Source organism: Aminobacter sp. BA135 (genome assembly GCF_050859125.1).
GTDB classification, from domain to species: Bacteria; Pseudomonadota; Alphaproteobacteria; order Rhizobiales; family Rhizobiaceae; genus Aminobacter; species Aminobacter ciceronei.
In genome coordinates this window covers 759,939-776,714 of sequence record NZ_CP139572.1, presented here as the reverse complement: position 1 = coordinate 776,714, position 16,776 = coordinate 759,939, and the positions used below count along the sequence as shown (strand labels likewise).

Genomic DNA, 16,776 nt, shown 5'->3' with positions numbered 1-16,776 from the left:
CTGCGACCGTACCGAGGCCTGTGCTAACAGGACGACATGGCGCAGAAGAAAGCTCACGAAGTCGATTCCTGGCTGGCCCGGCCCGCAGCCGAAGCCGTCATCGTGCTGATCTACGGCCCCGACCGGGGCCTCGTTTCGGAGCGCGCTGCAGCTTTTGCCGCCAAGACCGGCCTGCCACTCGACGATCCCTTCTCCGTCGTCAAGATCGACGCTGCCGACATCGAGCGCGACAGCGGCCGGCTCGTCGACGAGGCGCGCACGGTGCCTATGTTTTCGCAGCGGCGGCTGATCTGGGTGCGCAATGCCGCTGCCCAGAAGAGCCTCGCCGACGACGTCAAGGCGCTGGCCGCCGACCCGCCGCGCGACGCCGTCATCCTGATAGAGGCGCAGGATCTCAAGAAGGGTGCGCCGTTGCGCACGATCGTCGAAGGCGCCTTTGCCGGCATGGCCCTGCCCTGCTACGCCGACGAGGCGCGCGATATCGAAAGCGTCATCGATGAGGAACTGCGCACCGCCGGCCTGAACATGGCCATGGACGCCCGCAACGCACTGCGCCGCAGCCTCGGCGGCGACCGCCTTGCGACACGCGGCGAGATCCAGAAGCTGACACTCTATGCCATGGGCAAGGGCGAGATCTCGCTCGAAGACGTCAAGGACATGACTGGCGACGTCTCGGCATTGTCGCTGGACGACGCCATCGACGCAGCCCTTGGCGGCAACATCGCCGAGTTCGACGCCGCTTTCACCAAGCAGTGCCAGACCGGCAGCCAGGCGGCACAGCTTCTCGCGACCGCAACCCGCCACCTCCAGAACATTCATCTGATGCGCGGCGAGATGGAAAATGGCGGCCGCAACGCCTCGGCGGTCGTCGCCGCGGCACGCCCCCCGGTGTTCTTCTCCCGCCGCCGGGCCGTGGAAAAAACCTTGTCGAGCTGGAGCGCAGCAGCGCTGACCCGCGCATTGACACGGCTGCAATCGACAACGCTGCAGACGCGGCGTCGGCCCGACCTTGCGGTTGCGCTGGCGCGCCAAGCGATGCTCGGCATCGCCGTTGAAGGCGCCCGCCTCTCCTCCGGCCGGCGCTAAAGAACGCCGTCGCACGTCTCGTTCTAATACAGTTCCGAACGAAATCGGCTGCATGCCTTTCCCGGATTTGCTGCAAACGCAAAAACGCCGGCGCTAGGCCGGCGTTTTTAGACAAGAGTCAATAGAATCAATCAGATATGTTCGCTCTTCAGGCGACGGCACAAGTCGTCGAGCTGTTCCAGCGAGCGGTAGCTGATGCGCAGCTCGCCGCCTTTTTCCTTGTGCGCGATCGAGATCTTCATGCCGACGACGTCGGTGAGAAGCTTCTCCAGCGCGATCGTGTCCGGATCCTTCTCGACAGGACGCGACGGCTGCTTTTCCAGCAGCGCATCGGCCGGAAGTTGGGCCAGCGCCTCAGCCTGGCGCACCGACAGCCCCTCTTCGACGATCCGCTTGGCCAGGCCCGCCGGGTCGGCAGCCGTGATCAGTGCCCGGGCATGACCGGCCGACAGCTCGCCATTAACCAGCATGTCGCGCACAACGTCAGGCAGCTTCAGCAGCCGCAGCGTGTTGGCGACATGGCTTCGGCTCTTGCCGATGACCTGGCCGAGATCGGCCTGGGTATAGTTGTGATCGTCGATCAGCTGCTGGTAGCCCATTGCCTCTTCAATGGCATTAAGATCGGAGCGCTGGACGTTCTCGATAATGGCGAGCTCAAGCGCCGTGCGATCGTTGACGTCGCGAACGATGACCGGAATCTCGTTGACGCCGGCCCGCTGTGCTGCACGCCAGCGGCGCTCGCCGGCGATGATTTCGTAGCGCCCGCCCTGCGCAGCTGGCCTGACGACGACTGGCTGGACCAGACCGTGCTCGCGGATAGACTGCGCCAGGTCGGCAAGTTCGGCTTCGCCAAAATGGCGACGAGGGTTGCGCGGATTGGGGCTGACGAACTCGATCGGCACCCGGCCGTCGGCAGGCGCCGCCGGCTTTTCCGGGACCGCCGGCTTGTCCATCTCGCCGATGAGAGCGGCAAGTCCCCGGCCAAGGCGCTTTCTGGAAAGGTCTTCGTTCATGTCTAGTCCAGCTTGTTTCGAGTCCGAATCGATTTATGCGGCCCGGAGTTTACGTTCGCGCCTGATGACTTCCGAGGCGAGCTGCAGATAGGCTTGGCTGCCCGAGCATTTCAGGTCGTAGAGGATCGCCGGCTTGCCATAGGACGGCGCTTCCGAAATGCGCACGTTGCGTGGGATCACCGTGTCGTAGACCTTTTCTCCCATATGGGCGCGCACATCCTCGACCACCTGGTTGGCCAGATTGTTGCGACCATCGAACATGGTCAGCACGATGCCCTGGATCGTCAATTCAGGATTGATCGAGCGGCGTACCTGATCCACCGTCTCAAGCAACTGGCTCAAGCCTTCGAGCGCAAAGAACTCGCACTGCAGCGGCACCAGGACGGAATCAGCCGCGGCCATCGAATTCAGCGTCAAAAGGTTGAGCGAAGGTGGGCAATCGATCAGTACGTAACTGTAGCCGGCCGCCCGCTCAGCCGATGCCCGCAAGGCATTGCGCAGCTTCAAGACGCGATCGGGCGCCGTGGCGATTTCCATTTCGATTCCAAGCAGGTCGAGCGTCGACGGAATGATCGACAGCCCCGGCACTGCCGTTTCCATCGCCGCCTGTTCGATCTCCAGCTCGCCGGTCAGCACGTCATAGGACGACACGCTGCGGTCCTTGCGATCGATGCCGAGGCCCGTGCTGGCATTGCCTTGTGGATCGAGGTCGATAATGAGCACGCGCTCGCCGATGGCGGCAAGGGCGGTCGCCAGATTGATGGCGGTCGTCGTCTTGCCGACGCCGCCTTTCTGATTGGCGACTGTGATGATTCTAGGTGTGGTTTTCATGGCTCGACTGCTGTTTTCCGTCTCGTCACAGCGCGGCAGCTAGGCGCGGCGCAGGTTCCGAATCTCGAGAATGACTCCCTGGGCGTCGGTCAGGCTCTGGTGTTCTACCAGATCGAATCTCCACTGGTGAGCGCTATCTTCGATTTCCTGACGGTAATCCCGGCCTTTGTGGAAAAGCGCTGTGGTGCCCGCCTCCAACCATGGCGACGACAGCTCCAGGAGCAGCGGTAGTGGTGCCAAGGCTCGTGCACTCAATATCTCGGGCGACTTGATGAGCGCATGGACATCTTCGATGCGCTTCGAGTGCACTTTAGCGGGCAAGCTGAGCTCACCGACCACGGCCTGCAGGAAGCCGGTCTTCTTGCGGTTGCTTTCCACCAGATCGATGGTCGCGCCTGGCCGTTCGGCAATCATCGAACCGATGATCAGGCCCGGGAAACCTCCGCCCGAGCCGATGTCGAGCCATTTCATTGCGGCGCCTCCAAGCTTCACGACCTGGGCGCTGTCAAGGATATGCCGCTCCCAAACGTCATTGAGCGTCGACGGCGCCACCAGATTGATGCGCTGTGCCCACTTGCGGAGCACAGCCTCGAAGGCTTTCAGCTTCTCGAATGTTTCACGTGAAACGGGACCGGCCACTTCCTGCAACCGGGCATAGGCGTCATTGTTCAAGCGGCGCCCCTACGTGACTGAGCTTCTGAGTTGCGGACATGGGCCAAAATGATGGCCAGCGCCGCCGGCGTCATGCCATCGATACGCTGCGCCTCGGCCAAGGAACGCGGCCGACGGACGCGCATCTTCTGCCGAAGTTCGTTGGAAAGGCCAGGAACCGACTCAAAATCAAGCGCTTCCGGGATCACCCTCTCCTCTTCCTTCAGCATCAACGCCGCATCGGCCTTCTGACGGTCAAGGTAGACGGCATATTTCGCGTCGGTTTCAATCGCTTCTGCCGTCTTGGCGTCAACCGACGCCAGCTCCGGCAAGATCTTAACAAGTTGCATGAACTCGATATTGGGATAAGCGAGCAGCTCGTAAAGCGACCGTTTCACACCGTCGAGATTGACCTCGATGCCATAACGGCGAGCCTCGTTGGGTGACAGCTTCAGCGATTGCGTCAGTTCGCGCGCGGCAGCTACGCGGTCCGTCATCTCGCCAAAACGCTTTTCCCGCTCGGCCGAAGCAATGCCCAGTTCTATGGCCAGGGGCGTCAAACGCTCGTCCGAATTGTCGGCGCGCAGCGAAAGCCGGAATTCCGCACGCGACGTGAACATGCGATATGGCTCGCTGATACCACGGCTGGTCAGATCGTCGACCATGACGCCTATATACGCCTGTGTCCTGCTCAAGATCAGCTGCTCGCTGCCGCTGGCAAGCCGTGCGGCGTTAAGCCCGGCAAGCAGGCCCTGTGCGCCGGCCTCTTCATAACCCGTCGTGCCATTGATCTGGCCGGCAAGGAAAAGACCGCGAATACGCCTGGTCTCGAGCGTCGGCTCCAGCTCGCGCGGATCGATGTGGTCATACTCGATCGCATATCCCGGCTGCAGCATCACTGCCCGTTCCAGTCCGGGGATCGACTTCAGAATGTCGAGCTGCACGTCCTCCGGCAGCGAGGTCGAGATACCGTTCGGGTAGACTGTGTGATCGTCGAGCCCTTCCGGCTCTAGGAAGATCTGGTGGCCTTCCCGGTCGCCAAACTTGACGATCTTGTCCTCGATCGACGGGCAATAGCGCGGCCCGATGCCCTCAATCGATCCGGAATACATCGCCGATCGCCCAAGATTCTCGCGAATGATGCTGTGAGTGGCGTCGGTCGTCCGCGTGATGCCGCATTCGATCTGCGGATTGCTGATCCTATCGGTGAGCAGCGAAAAAGGGACCGGTTCCTCGTCGGCCGCCTGCGTCTCGAGTGAAGTCCAGTTGATGGTGCGGCCATCGAGCCGCGGCGGGGTCCCAGTCTTCAATCGGCCAAGGCGCAAGCCCGCCCGCTTCAGCGTCTCGGACAATCCCATCGAAGCCTGTTCGTTCATCCGGCCGGCCGCGAACTTGCGTTCGCCGATGTGGATCAGCCCACGCAGAAAGGTGCCTGTCGTGAGCACCACGGCGGCACAGGAAAGCGTTTGTCCATTGCCCAGCACAACGCCGGTCAAGCGGTCGTTATCTATAATAAAATCAGATACTTCTGCCTCAACGACGGTGAGGTTCGGCTGTTCCGCGATCGCCTGCTGCATGGCCAGGCGATAGAGTTTGCGATCGGCCTGGGTGCGCGGCCCGCGCACCGCTGGGCCCTTGCGGCGGTTGAGAAGGCGGAACTGAATGCCAGCGGCATCGGCGACACGACCCATGAGACCGTCCAGTGCGTCGATCTCGCGGACAAGATGGCCTTTGCCCAGACCGCCAACGGCGGGGTTGCACGACATCACGCCGATCGTATCGCGACGAAGGGTGACGAGCGCGGTTTTTGCACCGGCCCGTGCGGCTGCCGAGGCCGCTTCGCAGCCCGCATGGCCTCCGCCCACCACGACGACGTCGTAGCTCTCACTCATCACAGTCTCCAGGAAACATTTGGCGAGACAGATGTCCTCATCTCCGCCTCATGTCAAGAGAATCGCTGCAGTGGTGGTTTCACGTGAAACAACTTGGCCGCGCGGCAGCCAGTCAATGCCGATGTTTCACGTGAATCCTTTGATTCCACCGCTTAATGTTTCACGTGAATCACTTGCCGATGCAGAACTGCGAGAAGATCACGTCGAGCAGATCCTCGACATCCACGGCTCCAGACAGCTTGCCGATTCGGTCGCTCGCCAGGCGCAGATTCTCCGCCTTCAGTTCCAGCAAAGTCTCCGGCGCAGCTAGCGCGGCACGCAGATACTCACTGGCGCCGTTCAGCAGTTCCACATGGCGCAACCGCGACGGCAGCACATCGCCACGCTGGCCGATCGCCGCCGCGGCGCGCGCGCCAATCAATTCGATCAACCCGTCGATACCTTCGCCATTCACCGAGGAAATGGCGAGGGCAAAGCTCGACCCGGCATCAGTACCTTTGATGCGGTCCAGCTTGGTGCCAATCATGATTGCGGATGCATCGCCCGGCGGCGCCAGCCCGGTTGGCGACGACATATCCTGGAGGAACAACACCAAGTCGGCGGCCTTCGCTCGTTCCTTCGCGCGTTCGATGCCGATGGCTTCAACCTTGCCCGCAGGTTCGCGAAGCCCGGCCGTGTCGGTGATGCGCACCTTCAGGCCGTCGATATCGAGTGTTGCCTCAACGAGGTCGCGCGTCGTGCCGGGTTCGTCGGTGACAATTGCCGCCTCACGTCGGACCAACGCGTTGAGCAGGCTCGACTTGCCCGCATTCGGCGCACCGAGGATCACGACGTCGAAGCCGTCACGGATCATCTCAGCCTTGCTGTAGCCATCGACATGTCGCCCGATGTCGGCGATCAGCTGGTGGACGTCGCCCCACACCTGAGCGGAAACCGAGCCTGGTACGTCCGATTCGTCGGCAAAATCCATCTCGGCCTCGATCATCGCCCGAGCGTGAATAAGCCGCTTGCGCCAGGTGAGATATAGCTCGCTTTGCGCACCGCCGGAGTTCATCACGGCAAACTGGCGCTGCGCCTCGGTCTCAGAGTTGATGAGATCGGCAAGCGCTTCAGCTTCCAGAAGGTCCATCTTGCCGTTGAGGAAAGCCCGCCGGGTGAATTCTCCCGCCTCGGCCTGCCTGAAACCCGGCAGCTTTCCGAGCTCCGCGAGCAGTGCCGTGACCACAGCCCGGCCGCCGTGCAGATGGAATTCACCACAATCCTCGCCCGTGAAGCTATGCGGCCCGGGAAAAAACAAGGTCAGCGCCTGGTCAAGTTTCCGCCCGTCCACTGCATTCAGTGGTCCAAAATGCGCGCGACGTGGTTGCGGCAGGCCACCTGCAATCGTTTCGAGAGCGAATCGAACATGTGGGCCTGAAATCCTGACGATCGCGACGCCGGACGGCAGGTGTCCGCTGGACAAAGCGGCGATGGAATCGGTGAATAGCATTTGCCGGTCTCTTGGAGGCGCCCTAGGTTGAAGCCTCATATCACTGTTTTGGGCTTGCCACATGCTGCCGCACGAAAACCTGCTTCGAGACGAAGGTAGCCCGTACCTTCGCCAGCATGGCGACAACCCAGTGCATTGGCGCCCGTGGTCGCCCGCGGCGTTGGCGGAAGCGGCGCAGCTCGACCGGCCGATCCTGCTTTCGGTCGGTTATGCCGCCTGCCACTGGTGCCACGTCATGGCGCATGAAAGCTTCGAGAACACCGAAGTCGCCGAAGTCATGAACAGGCTCTTCGTCAACATCAAGGTCGACCGCGAGGAACGGCCGGACATCGACCAGATCTATATGGCGGCGCTCGCCAGCATGGGCGAACAAGGTGGCTGGCCGCTGACGATGTTCCTGACCCCCGATGCCAAGCCGTTCTGGGGCGGGACCTATTTTCCGCGCGAGGCGAGGTATGGACGGCCGGGGTTCATCCAGGTGCTCAGTGCTGTCGACGCAGCCTGGCGCGGCAAGCGCGCCAGCATCCTGCAGAGCGCGGGTGAGCTTGCCCAACATGTCGGCAAGCGCCTCGGCGGCAGCAGCCCACGCTCCGCGATCTCGACCGATACGGCCAGGACGTTGGCGTCCGGCATCTACGATATGATCGACCGCGATCTGGGCGGGCTTCGCGGCGCCCCAAAATTCCCGAATGCGCCTTTCATGCAGACCTTGTGGCTGTCCTGGCTGCGCTCCGGCAACGAGCAGCATCGTGATGCAATGACGGAAAGCATGGCGCATATGCTCGCTGGCGGCATCTACGACCATGTCGGCGGTGGGCTGGCGCGCTATTCGACCGACGCGCAATGGCTGGTGCCGCATTTCGAAAAGATGCTCTACGACAACGCCCAGCTGATACGCCAAGCGAACTGGGCTTATGCCGCCACAGGAAATGAACTGTTTCGGGTACGAATCGAAGACACGATCGACTGGCTGTTGCGCGAGATGCAACTGCCCGACGGAACCTTCGCTTCCAGCCTCGATGCCGACAGCGAGGGTGAAGAAGGGCTGTTCTACACCTGGACGGGGCAACACATAGCCGACGCGCTTGGAGATGATTCATCTATATTTTTCAAATACTTCACGATCAGTAAGCCAGACGCCTGGGAAGGCGACCCGATCATCCACCAGAACGCGGCCCAGAGTGCCCAGGCCATCGAAGATCGTGCGCTGGTTTCAGGCCTGACGAAACGCCTGCTGACCAAACGAGAACAGCGCATTCGCCCCGCCCGCGATGACAAGGCGCTCACCGACTGGAACGGCTTGGCCATCGTCGCGCTGGCAGAAGCCGGACGAAGCCTTGGAAGAAGCGACTGGGTGGCTGCCGCGGCAGGTGCTTTCGGCGCTATGCTGGCTTCAGCGACAGCCGAAGGCCGACTGCCGCATTCAAGTCTGGGCGAAAAGCGGCTCTATCCGGCCCTGTCGAGCGACTACGCAGCGATGATCAACGCAGCCATCTCCCTGTTCGAGGCAACAAGGGATGCGCGATATCTCGAGCACGGTGCTCGTTTCGTAAAAATGCTCGATAACTGGCACGCGGATGCCGACAGGACCGGGCACTATCTTACTGCATCCGACAGCGCCGACGTGCCGATGCGCATTCGCGGCGACATCGACGAAGCCATTCCTTCGGCAACCAGCCAGATCATCGAGGCTGTTGTGCGCCTGGCCAACATCACGGGCGACATTGAACTGCAGCAACGCGCCTGGACAATCGCCGAACACGCCGCCGGCCGCATCCAGAGCCAGCAATACGGCCAGGCCGGAATCGTTAACGCCTGTATCCTGGCGATTGAACCGTCAAAGCTGATTGTCGTCGAGGATCCAAAGCGGCCAGCACTTGTTTCGGTAGCGAATCGGAATCCGGACCCGCGCCGCGTCGACATCTTCCTGGCTCTCGGTGAGGACACGGCGCGGGCGAAGCTGCCTGGCGACATCCTTCCCGATACGAAAAAGGCCGGCGCATATCTCTGCACCGGCCTCATCTGTCTGCCCGTGATCAGCGATCCGGCGAAGCTTGAAGACGCGCTTCGTCGTCGCTGACCGATCGGAGCGCCGTGCGTCGCCGCACAAGAGGCTCTCCAAACCTGAGTTTCCGCATCTGTCCCGAAGATCGCTTACGATTTTCGGGCTGGCGCGTCAGGTGTTCATCGAATCGAAGAAATCGGCATTGGTCTTGGTCTGCTTGAGCTTGTCGATGAGGAACTCGATTGCATCGGTCGTTCCCATTGGCGCCAGAATGCGGCGCAGCACGAAAATCTTCTGCAGATCCTGACGCTGGACCAACAGGTCCTCCTTGCGCGTGCCCGACTTGAGGATGTCCATCGCCGGATAGATGCGCTTGTCGGCGACCTTGCGGTCGAGCACGATTTCCGAGTTGCCGGTACCCTTGAACTCTTCGAAGATGACTTCGTCCATGCGGCTGCCGGTATCGATCAGCGCGGTAGCGATGATGGTCAGCGAACCACCCTCTTCGATGTTACGGGCGGCACCGAAGAAGCGCTTCGGCCGCTGCAGCGCGTTGGCGTCGACACCACCGGTCAGAACCTTGCCGGATGACGGCACGACGGTGTTGTAGGCGCGACCGAGACGGGTGATCGAATCGAGCAGGATGACGACGTCGCGGCCATGTTCGACAAGGCGCTTGGCCTTCTCGATGACCATTTCGGCGACCTGGACGTGACGGACAGCCGGTTCGTCGAAGGTCGAGGACACGACCTCGCCCTTCACCGAGCGCTGCATGTCGGTCACTTCTTCCGGACGCTCGTCGATCAGAAGCACGATCAGATAGCATTCGGGATGATTGGTGGTGATCGAGTGCGCAATGTTCTGCAGCAGCACGGTCTTACCGGTACGCGGCTGCGCCACGATCAGGGCGCGCTGACCCTTGCCGAGTGGCGCCACCAGGTCGATGACGCGGGGCGAAATGTCCTTGGTGGTCGGGTTTTCGACTTCCATCTTGAGCCGCGAGGTCGGGTACAGCGGCGTCAGATTGTCGAAATGAATCTTGTGACGGATCTTTTCGGGATCGTCGAAATTGATGGTGTTGACCTTGAGCAGCGCGAAATAGCGCTCGCCTTCCTTGGGGCTGCGGATCGGGCCTTCGACCGTATCGCCGGTCTTCAGCGAGAAGCGGCGGATCTGCGAGGGCGAGATGTAGATATCGTCCGGACCCGGAAGGTAATTTGCGTTGGCCGACCGCAGGAAGCCGAAGCCGTCCTGGAGCACCTCGACGACGCCGTCGCCAATGATCTCGATGTCCTGCGCCGCCAGCTTCTTGAGGATCGCGAACATCAGCTCCTGCTTGCGCATGACGCTGGCATTTTCGACTTCAAGCGACTCAGCGAACGCGATCAGGTCGGTCGGCTTCTTGTTCTTGAAATCCTGTAGTTTCATTTCCTGCATGGACGGACTCTGAGCGTGGGGAGGTTGGCTATCGGCATTTTGCGATAAGCGCCGGGCGCGGCCAGGGAATGAAATGGGGCGGCGCATGGCGGGAAGGAAGAACAGCCTTTTAGCCCTCCCGAAACGAAAGAGCAAGGCGCAGTCCAGCAAATTTAGGAACTCAAAACGGCTTTACAACCACCAGTATGACAATGACGATCATCAGCAACGTCGGGATTTCATTGACGATGCGCCAATGCCGCGACGGCTTTTCGTTGCGGTCCTCGGCAAAGCGCCGGACCGACGCCGAGAGATAGCCGTGCACGCCCGAAAGCAGCAGCACCGCAACCAGTTTGGCGTGCAGCCAGCCACCGGCGAAGTCGAAACCCTTCCAGGCAAGCCACAGGCCGAAAACCCAGGTGACGATCATCGCCGGATTGATGATGGCGCGCAGCAGGCGGCGTTCCATCACCTTGAAGGTCTCGGATTGCACCGACCCCTTCTCCGCATCGACATGATAGACGAACAGCCGCGGCAGATAGAGCATGCCGGCCATCCACGAAATCACGGCAATGACATGGATCGCCTTGGCCCAGGGATAGAAGCTGTCAGGTGCGGCAAGGAAAAGCAAAGCCGTCAGCGCAACCAGCACGATGATGGCAGCAACCGCTCGCTTGGCCGCCGTCGCACCACTCGACGGTCCGACATTCTGGCCGCTCATTGGCCTGTTGCCTTTCGCACCTGCCGCACCATCGCCTCGACATGGGCCACCGGCGTCTCGGGCGTGATGCCGTGGCCGAGATTGAAGATCAGCGGACCAGTGCCCAGCGCCTCAAGGATGGCATCCACGCCCTCTTCCAGAGCCTTGCCGCCGACAACGAGCCTGAGAGGGTCGAGATTGCCCTGTACGGCTCCCTCGGCCTGCAGGCGCTGCGCCTGGCTCAGCGGTACCGTCCAGTCGAGGCCAAGACCGGTGACGCCGGTGCGCTGCCTGTAGCTGTCGAGCTGGGCGCCTGCGCCCTTCGGGAAGCCGATGATCGGTACGTCCGGATAGACGGCGCGTACCTTGCGCACGATCTCGGCCACCGGCTTGACGCAGCAGGCCTCGAAAGTCGCCTCGTCGAGCACGCCCGACCAGGAATCGAATATCTGCACGACATCGGCGCCGGCTTCGATCTGGCGAATGAGATAGGCGGCCGAATGGTCGGAGAGAACCTGCAGAAGCTGCGCCATCGCTGCCGGCTCGCGATAGGCAAACAGCCGCGCCGGCGCCTGGTCCGGCGTGCCGTGCCCGGCGATCATGTAGGTGGCGACGGTCCACGGCGCGCCACAGAAGCCGATAAGCGTCGTCTTCTCCGGCAACTCACGGCGCAGACGGCGCACGGTTTCGTAGACCGGTTCGAGATTCACGTGAAACTTTTCGCCATCGAGTGCTGCCACACCGTCCGCGGTGATCGGCGTCATCAGCGGCCCACGGCCCTCCTCGAAACGCAGGTCGCGCCCAAGCGCGTGCGGAACGACGAGAATGTCGGAGAACAGGATCGAGGCATCGAAGTCGAAGCGCCGGATCGGCTGCAGAGTTACCTCGACGGCGAAGTCGGGATTGTAGCAGAGGTCCAGGAAGCTCCCGGCCTTCTTCCGGCTCTCGCGATATTCCGGGAGATAACGGCCTGCCTGGCGCATCATCCAGAGCGGCGGAACCTCCAGGCTCTCGCCTTTCAGGACTTGGAGCAGGGCGCGTTTCACGGGCATCCGGTCTGCCTTTCCTAGAGCCTTCTATAAACAAAAATTTATTCTGAAGGATTCTTCTAATTCTTAGAGTCTGTTGGAATCGAGAATTCCGACCTGTCCATAGGCAGCCTCGGATATCCACTTGTCATAGTGACGCGCGGCCGTTTTCGCCAGCGGGGAAAACTTCGGGCAGCAAGCGGATTCGTCGATTTGAATCAGGAATCTAACCGAGCGCATCACAGGTGCTGATTCTGTGGACAGCCGGGGACTAAAAAACTATCCCCACAATACTCCCCGTCGCTGAATCGAAACAGACAGCGAGGCGAATTGTGGACAAGTCGGCATCTGATACAGTCGTGCCGACCGCTTCGGGCCGAACTGCCCGTTTATCCACATTTGACCACAGACCCAGGCGCCCGCTGTGAACAAACCCCAGAGCTTCTTCCATCTGCACCTGATTTCCGACGCCACCGGCGAGACTCTGCTGGCGGCGGGGCGCGCGGCTTCGGCGCAGTACAAGGATGCGCGCGCGATCGAGCACATCTACCCGCTGATCCGCACCGAAAAGCAGCTGATGAAGGTGTTCGACGACATCGAGGAAGAGCCAGGCATCGTGCTCTATACAGTGGTCGACCAGCACCTGGCCGGCATCATCGACAGCCGCTGCGCCTCGATGGGCCTGCCTTGTGTCTCGGTGCTCGAACCGGTGCTGTCGGTGTTCCAGTCCTATCTTGGTGCGCCGGCCGGCCGCCGGGTTGGTGCCCAGCATGTGCTCGACGCCGAATATTTCCGCCGCATCGATGCGCTCAACTTCACCATGGAGCATGATGACGGCCAGCTGCCTGCTGACATGGAACAGGCTGATGTCGTGCTGATCGGCATATCCAGGACGTCAAAGACCCCGACGAGCATCTATCTTGCCAATCGCGGCATCAAGACCGCCAACATTCCGATCGTCCTCGGCGTGCCGGTGCCCGACAGCCTGGTCAAGGCGGAGAAACCGTTGGTCGTCGGCCTGATCGCCACCGCCGAGCGCATCTCGCATGTGCGCCAGAACCGAATCCTCGGCACGACGATGGCTTTTGATGCCCAGGAATACATCGACCGCGCCTCGATCACCGAGGAACTGGCTTATGCGCGCAAGATCTGCACCAAGCACAACTGGCCGATGATCGATGTCAGCCGCCGCTCGATCGAGGAAACGGCGGCCGCGATCGTTGCCCTGCGCAACAAGAGCCGCTAGGACCAAAAGCACCCAACAACGCCGCCGCGCGGTTCGTTTTCAGGCAAAGCCAGTGACCGAAAAACTCATCCTTGCTTCCGGAAGCCCCTTCCGCAAAGCCATGCTCGAAAATGCCGGTGTTCCAGTCGACGCAATCCCGGCCGACCTCGACGAACGGGCGCTGGAAGCGCCGCTGGCCGAAAGCGGTGCAACGCCCGAGGAGGTCGCCCTCGTCTTGGCCGAAGCCAAAGCGGTTGCCGTCAGCGAGGAGCATCCCGGCCGGCTGGTGCTTGGCTGTGACCAGACGCTGTCGCTCGGCGACGAAGTGTTCCACAAACCTGACGACATGGAAGGCGCCCGCCGCCATCTGCTCAAGCTGTCCGGCAAGACCCATCAGCTCAACAGCGCCGTGGTGCTGGTGCGCGACGGCGAAACCTTGTGGCGTCATGTGGCGATTGCCTCGCTGACCATGCGCGCGCTCGATCCGGCCTTCATCGGCCGCCACCTCGCCCGTGTCGGCAAGAAGGCGCTGTCGAGCGTCGGCGCCTACCAGATCGAAGGCGAAGGTATCCAACTGTTCGACAAGGTCGAGGGCGACCACTTCACCATCGTCGGCCTGCCGCTGTTGCCGGTACTCAAGGAATTGCGTCAGCTCGGGGCCATCGATGGCTGAGTTGAAGGCGTTCGTCTGCGGCCATCCGATCGCGCATTCGCGCTCGCCGAAAATCCACGGTCATTGGCTGAAGCGTTACGACATTGACGGCAGCTACACTGCGATCGATGTTGCGCCCGGGGATTTCGGAGCCTTCATCGGCGGCCTTTCCGCGGCTGGGTTGCGTGGTGGCAACGTCACCATCCCGCACAAGGAAGCTGCTTTCGCTGCGGTCCAACGCCGCGACGAGGCCGCCGAGCAGATTGGTGCGGTCAACACCGTGTGGCTGGAGGACGGGGTTCTGTGGGGCGGCAATACAGATGCCTATGGATTTGCCGCCAATCTCGACCATCTTTCGCCGGGTTGGGCTTCGACTGGCGACGTCGCCGTGGTCCTGGGCGCCGGTGGCGCTTCGCGGGCGATCATCCACGCGCTCAATCAGCGCGGTTTCACCGACATCCGCATCGTCAACCGCACTGTTGCACGTGCGGTGGAACTTGCCGACCAGTTCGGCGATGGCATCAGTGCGCATCCGCAGGCGGCAACCGCGGAGCTGCTTGGCGATGCGTCGCTGCTGGTCAACACCACAGCGCTCGGCATGCATGGCAATGAGGGCCTGCCCGCCGATCCATCCACCCTGCCCGACCACGCCATCGTCACCGACATCGTCTATGTGCCGCTCGAAACCCCGCTGCTTGCGGCTGCCAGGGCGCGCGGACTGAAGACTGTCGACGGGCTCGGCATGCTGCTGCACCAGGCGGTACCAGGTTTCGAGCGCTGGTTCGGCCGCCGGCCGGAAGTGACAGCCGAGCTGCGCAACCTCATCGTCGCCGACCTGGACGCCAAGACATGATCGTTCTCGGCCTGACCGGGTCTATCGGCATGGGCAAGTCTACGACGGCGAAAATGTTCGCGGACGCAGGCGTTCCGGTTCACGATTCCGACGAGGCGGTTCATCGCCTCTATGCTGGCGAAGCCGCCCCTTTGATCGAAGCTGCCTTCCCGGGCACGGTGAAGGGCGGTGTCGTCGATCGCGCCGAGCTGTCCCGCCATGTACTGGGCGACGCGGTGGCGCTGAAGAAGCTTGAGAGTATCATCCATCCGCTGGTCCGCACTGATGCCAACGCGTTCCTCGAACGCAACCGGGCCGCCGGCGCGCCGATCGCCGTCCTCGACATCCCGCTTCTGTTCGAGACCAATGGCCGGGGCCGGGTCGACAAGGTGGTGGTGGTCACCGCGCCTGCCGATGTGCAGCGTAAGCGCGTGCTGGCGCGCCCTGGCATGAGCGAGCAGAAATTCGAGGCGATTTATGCCAAGCAGGTTCCCGACGCCGAAAAGCGCAAGCTTGCCGACTACATCGTCGACACCGGCAACGGGCTGGAGCCGGCGCGGGCCGCGGTTCAGGCCATCATCGCCGAATTGACGGTGGGAAAGCCCTAGACAGGCGAAGCGCCGCACTTGTTCGCCGGCTGCCCGGGAGGGCATGCTGTCGGCCAAGGAGAATCAGCTGTTGCGCGAGATCATTTTCGATACCGAAACCACCGGCCTCGACAACCGCGAGGACCGTGTGATCGAAATCGGCGCGATCGAGATGATCAATCGCTTCCCGACCGGCAACACCTTCCACAAATACATCAACCCGCAGGGGCGCCAGGTCCACCCCGACGCGCAGGACGTGCACGGTATCTCCAACGCCGATCTCGAAGGCAAGCCGACCTTCCCCGAGATCATCGACGAATTTCTCGAGTTCATCGAGGGCGCCAAGCTCGTCGCCCATAACGGCACCTTCGATCTCGGTTTCATCAATGCCGAATTCGCCCGGCTCGAGCAGCCGGCAATCCAAGCCGACCGCCTGATCGATACGCTGGCGCTGGCCCGCCGCAAGCACCCGATGGGCCCGAATTCGCTCGACGCATTGTGCCGGCGCTACGGCATCGACAACAGCCGCCGCACCAAGCACGGCGCTTTGCTCGACTCCGAACTGCTGGCCGAAGTCTACATCGAGCTGATCGGCGGCAAGCAGTCGGCGCTGGTGCTGGAGAGTTTTTCGTCAGGCAATGGCGGCGGCGACACCAAGCAGATCGAGATCGTCGTCGCCACGCGCCCCGAGCCGTTGCCGCCGCGCCTGACCGAGGCCGAGCTCGCCGCCCACGCCAAACTTGTCGGCGGCCTTGGCGAAAAGGCCCTTTGGGCCAAGCTGCTGGCGCCCGCCGAACCGAGCTGAACCCCGACCACAAAAAAGCCCGACGCTGAGGCCGGGCTTTTGATTGATGACGCTTGAAGGCGTGGGGTCTTAGCTGACTTTGACCTTGGAAGCGGCCTGTTCCTCGGCGATCTTCTGCTGGAACATCTGGGCGAAATCGATCGGGTCGAGCATCAGCGGCGGGAAGCCGCCGTTGCGGGTCGCTTCGGCGATGATCTGACGAGCGAACGGGAACAGCAGGCGCGGGCACTCGATGAAGAGCAGCGGCAGCATGTGCTCCTGCGGAAAGCCGTCGATGCGGAACACACCACCATAGACCAGCTCGACGTTGAACAGCACGTCCTTGTCGAAGGCAGCCTTCGCACTCAACGTCAGGTTGACGTCGAACTGCTTGTCCGTCATCGGGTTGGCGTTGACGTTGACGTTGATGTTGATGCCGGGAGCCTTGTCGCGGCCGCGCAGCGAATTCGGAGCGCCGGGGCTTTCGAAGGAGAGGTCCTTCACATACTGCGCCAGCACGTTGAGCGTGGGCTGCTGTGCATTACCGTTGCCGTTGGCGCCTTCAGGCGCTTCATTCGTGGCCAT

16 protein-coding genes are annotated in these 16,776 nt (G+C 62.0%); 7 read left to right on the top strand and 9 right to left on the bottom strand.

Annotation, left to right across the window (positions count from 1 at the left end; translation table 11 throughout):
- Positions 1–36: 36 nt before the first annotated feature.
- Complete coding sequence (gene holA / locus SLT36_RS03730; protein WP_432285895.1) at positions 37–1,086, top strand: DNA polymerase III subunit delta; 1,050 nt, start codon at positions 37–39, stop codon at positions 1,084–1,086.
- Positions 1,087–1,217: 131 nt separating this feature from the next.
- Here holA and SLT36_RS03725 read toward each other — a convergent pair whose 3' ends face one another.
- The 5 genes from SLT36_RS03725 to mnmE all read right to left on the bottom strand — a co-directional run bounded on the left by SLT36_RS03725 (position 1,218) and on the right by mnmE (position 6,962).
- A complete protein-coding gene (locus tag SLT36_RS03725) occupies positions 1,218–2,099 on the bottom strand; it encodes a ParB/RepB/Spo0J family partition protein (RefSeq protein WP_432285894.1) in 882 nt (293 codons plus the stop codon).
- Positions 2,100–2,132: 33 nt separating this feature from the next.
- Positions 2,133–2,930: a ParA family protein gene (locus tag SLT36_RS03720; protein ID WP_432285893.1), complete on the bottom strand. Its 798-nt coding sequence runs from the start codon at positions 2,928–2,930 to the stop codon at positions 2,133–2,135.
- 39 nt (positions 2,931–2,969) lie between these two features.
- The gene (gene rsmG, locus SLT36_RS03715; RefSeq protein ID WP_432285892.1) at positions 2,970–3,602 is read right to left on the bottom strand and encodes a 16S rRNA (guanine(527)-N(7))-methyltransferase RsmG; all 633 of its coding nucleotides are present in this window, start codon (positions 3,600–3,602) and stop codon (positions 2,970–2,972) included.
- On the bottom strand, positions 3,599–5,473 hold the full coding sequence (gene mnmG, locus SLT36_RS03710) for a tRNA uridine-5-carboxymethylaminomethyl(34) synthesis enzyme MnmG (protein WP_432285891.1): 1,875 nt from the start codon (positions 5,471–5,473) through the stop codon (positions 3,599–3,601). The genes rsmG and mnmG overlap by 4 nt, the downstream gene beginning before the upstream one ends.
- Before the next feature lie 169 nt (positions 5,474–5,642).
- Positions 5,643–6,962, bottom strand: a complete 1,320-nt coding sequence (gene mnmE, locus SLT36_RS03705; protein WP_432285890.1) for a tRNA uridine-5-carboxymethylaminomethyl(34) synthesis GTPase MnmE — start codon at positions 6,960–6,962, stop codon at positions 5,643–5,645.
- Between the two features lie 61 nt (positions 6,963–7,023).
- Here mnmE and SLT36_RS03700 point away from each other — a divergent pair, with 61 nt between their 5' ends.
- Entirely contained in the window at positions 7,024–9,042 is a 2,019-nt protein-coding gene (locus SLT36_RS03700; RefSeq protein WP_432285889.1) for a thioredoxin domain-containing protein, read from the top strand.
- 96 nt (positions 9,043–9,138) lie between these two features.
- Here SLT36_RS03700 and rho read toward each other — a convergent pair whose 3' ends face one another.
- From rho to hemE, 3 genes are all read right to left on the bottom strand, one after another.
- Complete coding sequence (gene rho, locus SLT36_RS03695; RefSeq protein ID WP_018430513.1) at positions 9,139–10,404, bottom strand: transcription termination factor Rho; 1,266 nt, start codon at positions 10,402–10,404, stop codon at positions 9,139–9,141.
- Between the two features lie 160 nt (positions 10,405–10,564).
- Positions 10,565–11,104 carry a protoporphyrinogen oxidase HemJ gene (gene hemJ, locus SLT36_RS03690; RefSeq protein WP_182576039.1) on the bottom strand — a complete coding sequence of 180 codons (540 nt, stop codon included), beginning with the start codon at positions 11,102–11,104 and terminating at the stop codon, positions 10,565–10,567.
- Positions 11,101–12,135 carry a uroporphyrinogen decarboxylase gene (gene hemE / locus SLT36_RS03685; protein WP_432285888.1) on the bottom strand — a complete coding sequence of 345 codons (1,035 nt, stop codon included), beginning with the start codon at positions 12,133–12,135 and terminating at the stop codon, positions 11,101–11,103. The genes hemJ and hemE overlap by 4 nt, the downstream gene beginning before the upstream one ends.
- 400 nt (positions 12,136–12,535) lie before the next feature.
- Between hemE and SLT36_RS03680 the strand changes: the two genes are divergently transcribed.
- From SLT36_RS03680 to dnaQ, 5 genes are all read left to right on the top strand, one after another.
- On the top strand, positions 12,536–13,357 hold the full coding sequence (locus SLT36_RS03680) for a pyruvate, water dikinase regulatory protein (RefSeq protein WP_067955797.1): 822 nt from the start codon (positions 12,536–12,538) through the stop codon (positions 13,355–13,357).
- Positions 13,358–13,409: 52 nt separating this feature from the next.
- Positions 13,410–14,009, top strand: coding sequence for a Maf-like protein (locus SLT36_RS03675; RefSeq protein ID WP_067955796.1), 600 nt, complete (start codon positions 13,410–13,412; stop codon positions 14,007–14,009).
- Positions 14,002–14,841 (top strand): shikimate dehydrogenase, encoded by an 840-nt coding sequence (locus tag SLT36_RS03670; protein WP_432285887.1) that lies wholly within the window; start codon positions 14,002–14,004, stop codon positions 14,839–14,841. The genes SLT36_RS03675 and SLT36_RS03670 overlap by 8 nt, the downstream gene beginning before the upstream one ends.
- Positions 14,838–15,428, top strand: a complete 591-nt coding sequence (gene coaE / locus SLT36_RS03665) for a dephospho-CoA kinase (protein WP_432285886.1) — start codon at positions 14,838–14,840, stop codon at positions 15,426–15,428. The genes SLT36_RS03670 and coaE overlap by 4 nt, the downstream gene beginning before the upstream one ends.
- A gap of 70 nt (positions 15,429–15,498) precedes the next feature.
- Positions 15,499–16,212, top strand: coding sequence for a DNA polymerase III subunit epsilon (gene dnaQ / locus SLT36_RS03660; RefSeq protein ID WP_432285885.1), 714 nt, complete (start codon positions 15,499–15,501; stop codon positions 16,210–16,212).
- A 69-nt stretch (positions 16,213–16,281) separates the two neighbouring features.
- On the opposite strand, the gene secB is transcribed toward dnaQ, so the two are convergent.
- Positions 16,282–16,776: a protein-export chaperone SecB gene (gene secB, locus SLT36_RS03655; RefSeq protein ID WP_067955790.1), complete on the bottom strand. Its 495-nt coding sequence runs from the start codon at positions 16,774–16,776 to the stop codon at positions 16,282–16,284.

Coding starts and splice junctions, on each gene's coding strand:
- holA (WP_432285895.1), top strand. CDS start 37: ATGGCGCAGAAGAAAGCTCACGAAGTCGATTCCTGGCTGGCCCGGCCC.
- coaE (WP_432285886.1), top strand. CDS start 14,838: ATGATCGTTCTCGGCCTGACCGGGTCTATCGGCATGGGCAAGTCTACG.
- mnmG (WP_432285891.1), bottom strand. CDS start 5,473: ATGAGTGAGAGCTACGACGTCGTCGTGGTGGGCGGAGGCCATGCGGGC.
- SLT36_RS03700 (WP_432285889.1), top strand. CDS start 7,024: ATGCTGCCGCACGAAAACCTGCTTCGAGACGAAGGTAGCCCGTACCTT.
- hemJ (WP_182576039.1), bottom strand. CDS start 11,104: ATGAGCGGCCAGAATGTCGGACCGTCGAGTGGTGCGACGGCGGCCAAG.
- mnmE (WP_432285890.1), bottom strand. CDS start 6,962: ATGCTATTCACCGATTCCATCGCCGCTTTGTCCAGCGGACACCTGCCG.
- SLT36_RS03725 (WP_432285894.1), bottom strand. CDS start 2,099: ATGAACGAAGACCTTTCCAGAAAGCGCCTTGGCCGGGGACTTGCCGCT.
- hemE (WP_432285888.1), bottom strand. CDS start 12,135: ATGCCCGTGAAACGCGCCCTGCTCCAAGTCCTGAAAGGCGAGAGCCTG.
- secB (WP_067955790.1), bottom strand. CDS start 16,776: ATGGCCACGAATGAAGCGCCTGAAGGCGCCAACGGCAACGGTAATGCA.
- SLT36_RS03670 (WP_432285887.1), top strand. CDS start 14,002: ATGGCTGAGTTGAAGGCGTTCGTCTGCGGCCATCCGATCGCGCATTCG.
- rho (WP_018430513.1), bottom strand. CDS start 10,404: ATGCAGGAAATGAAACTACAGGATTTCAAGAACAAGAAGCCGACCGAC.
- SLT36_RS03720 (WP_432285893.1), bottom strand. CDS start 2,930: ATGAAAACCACACCTAGAATCATCACAGTCGCCAATCAGAAAGGCGGC.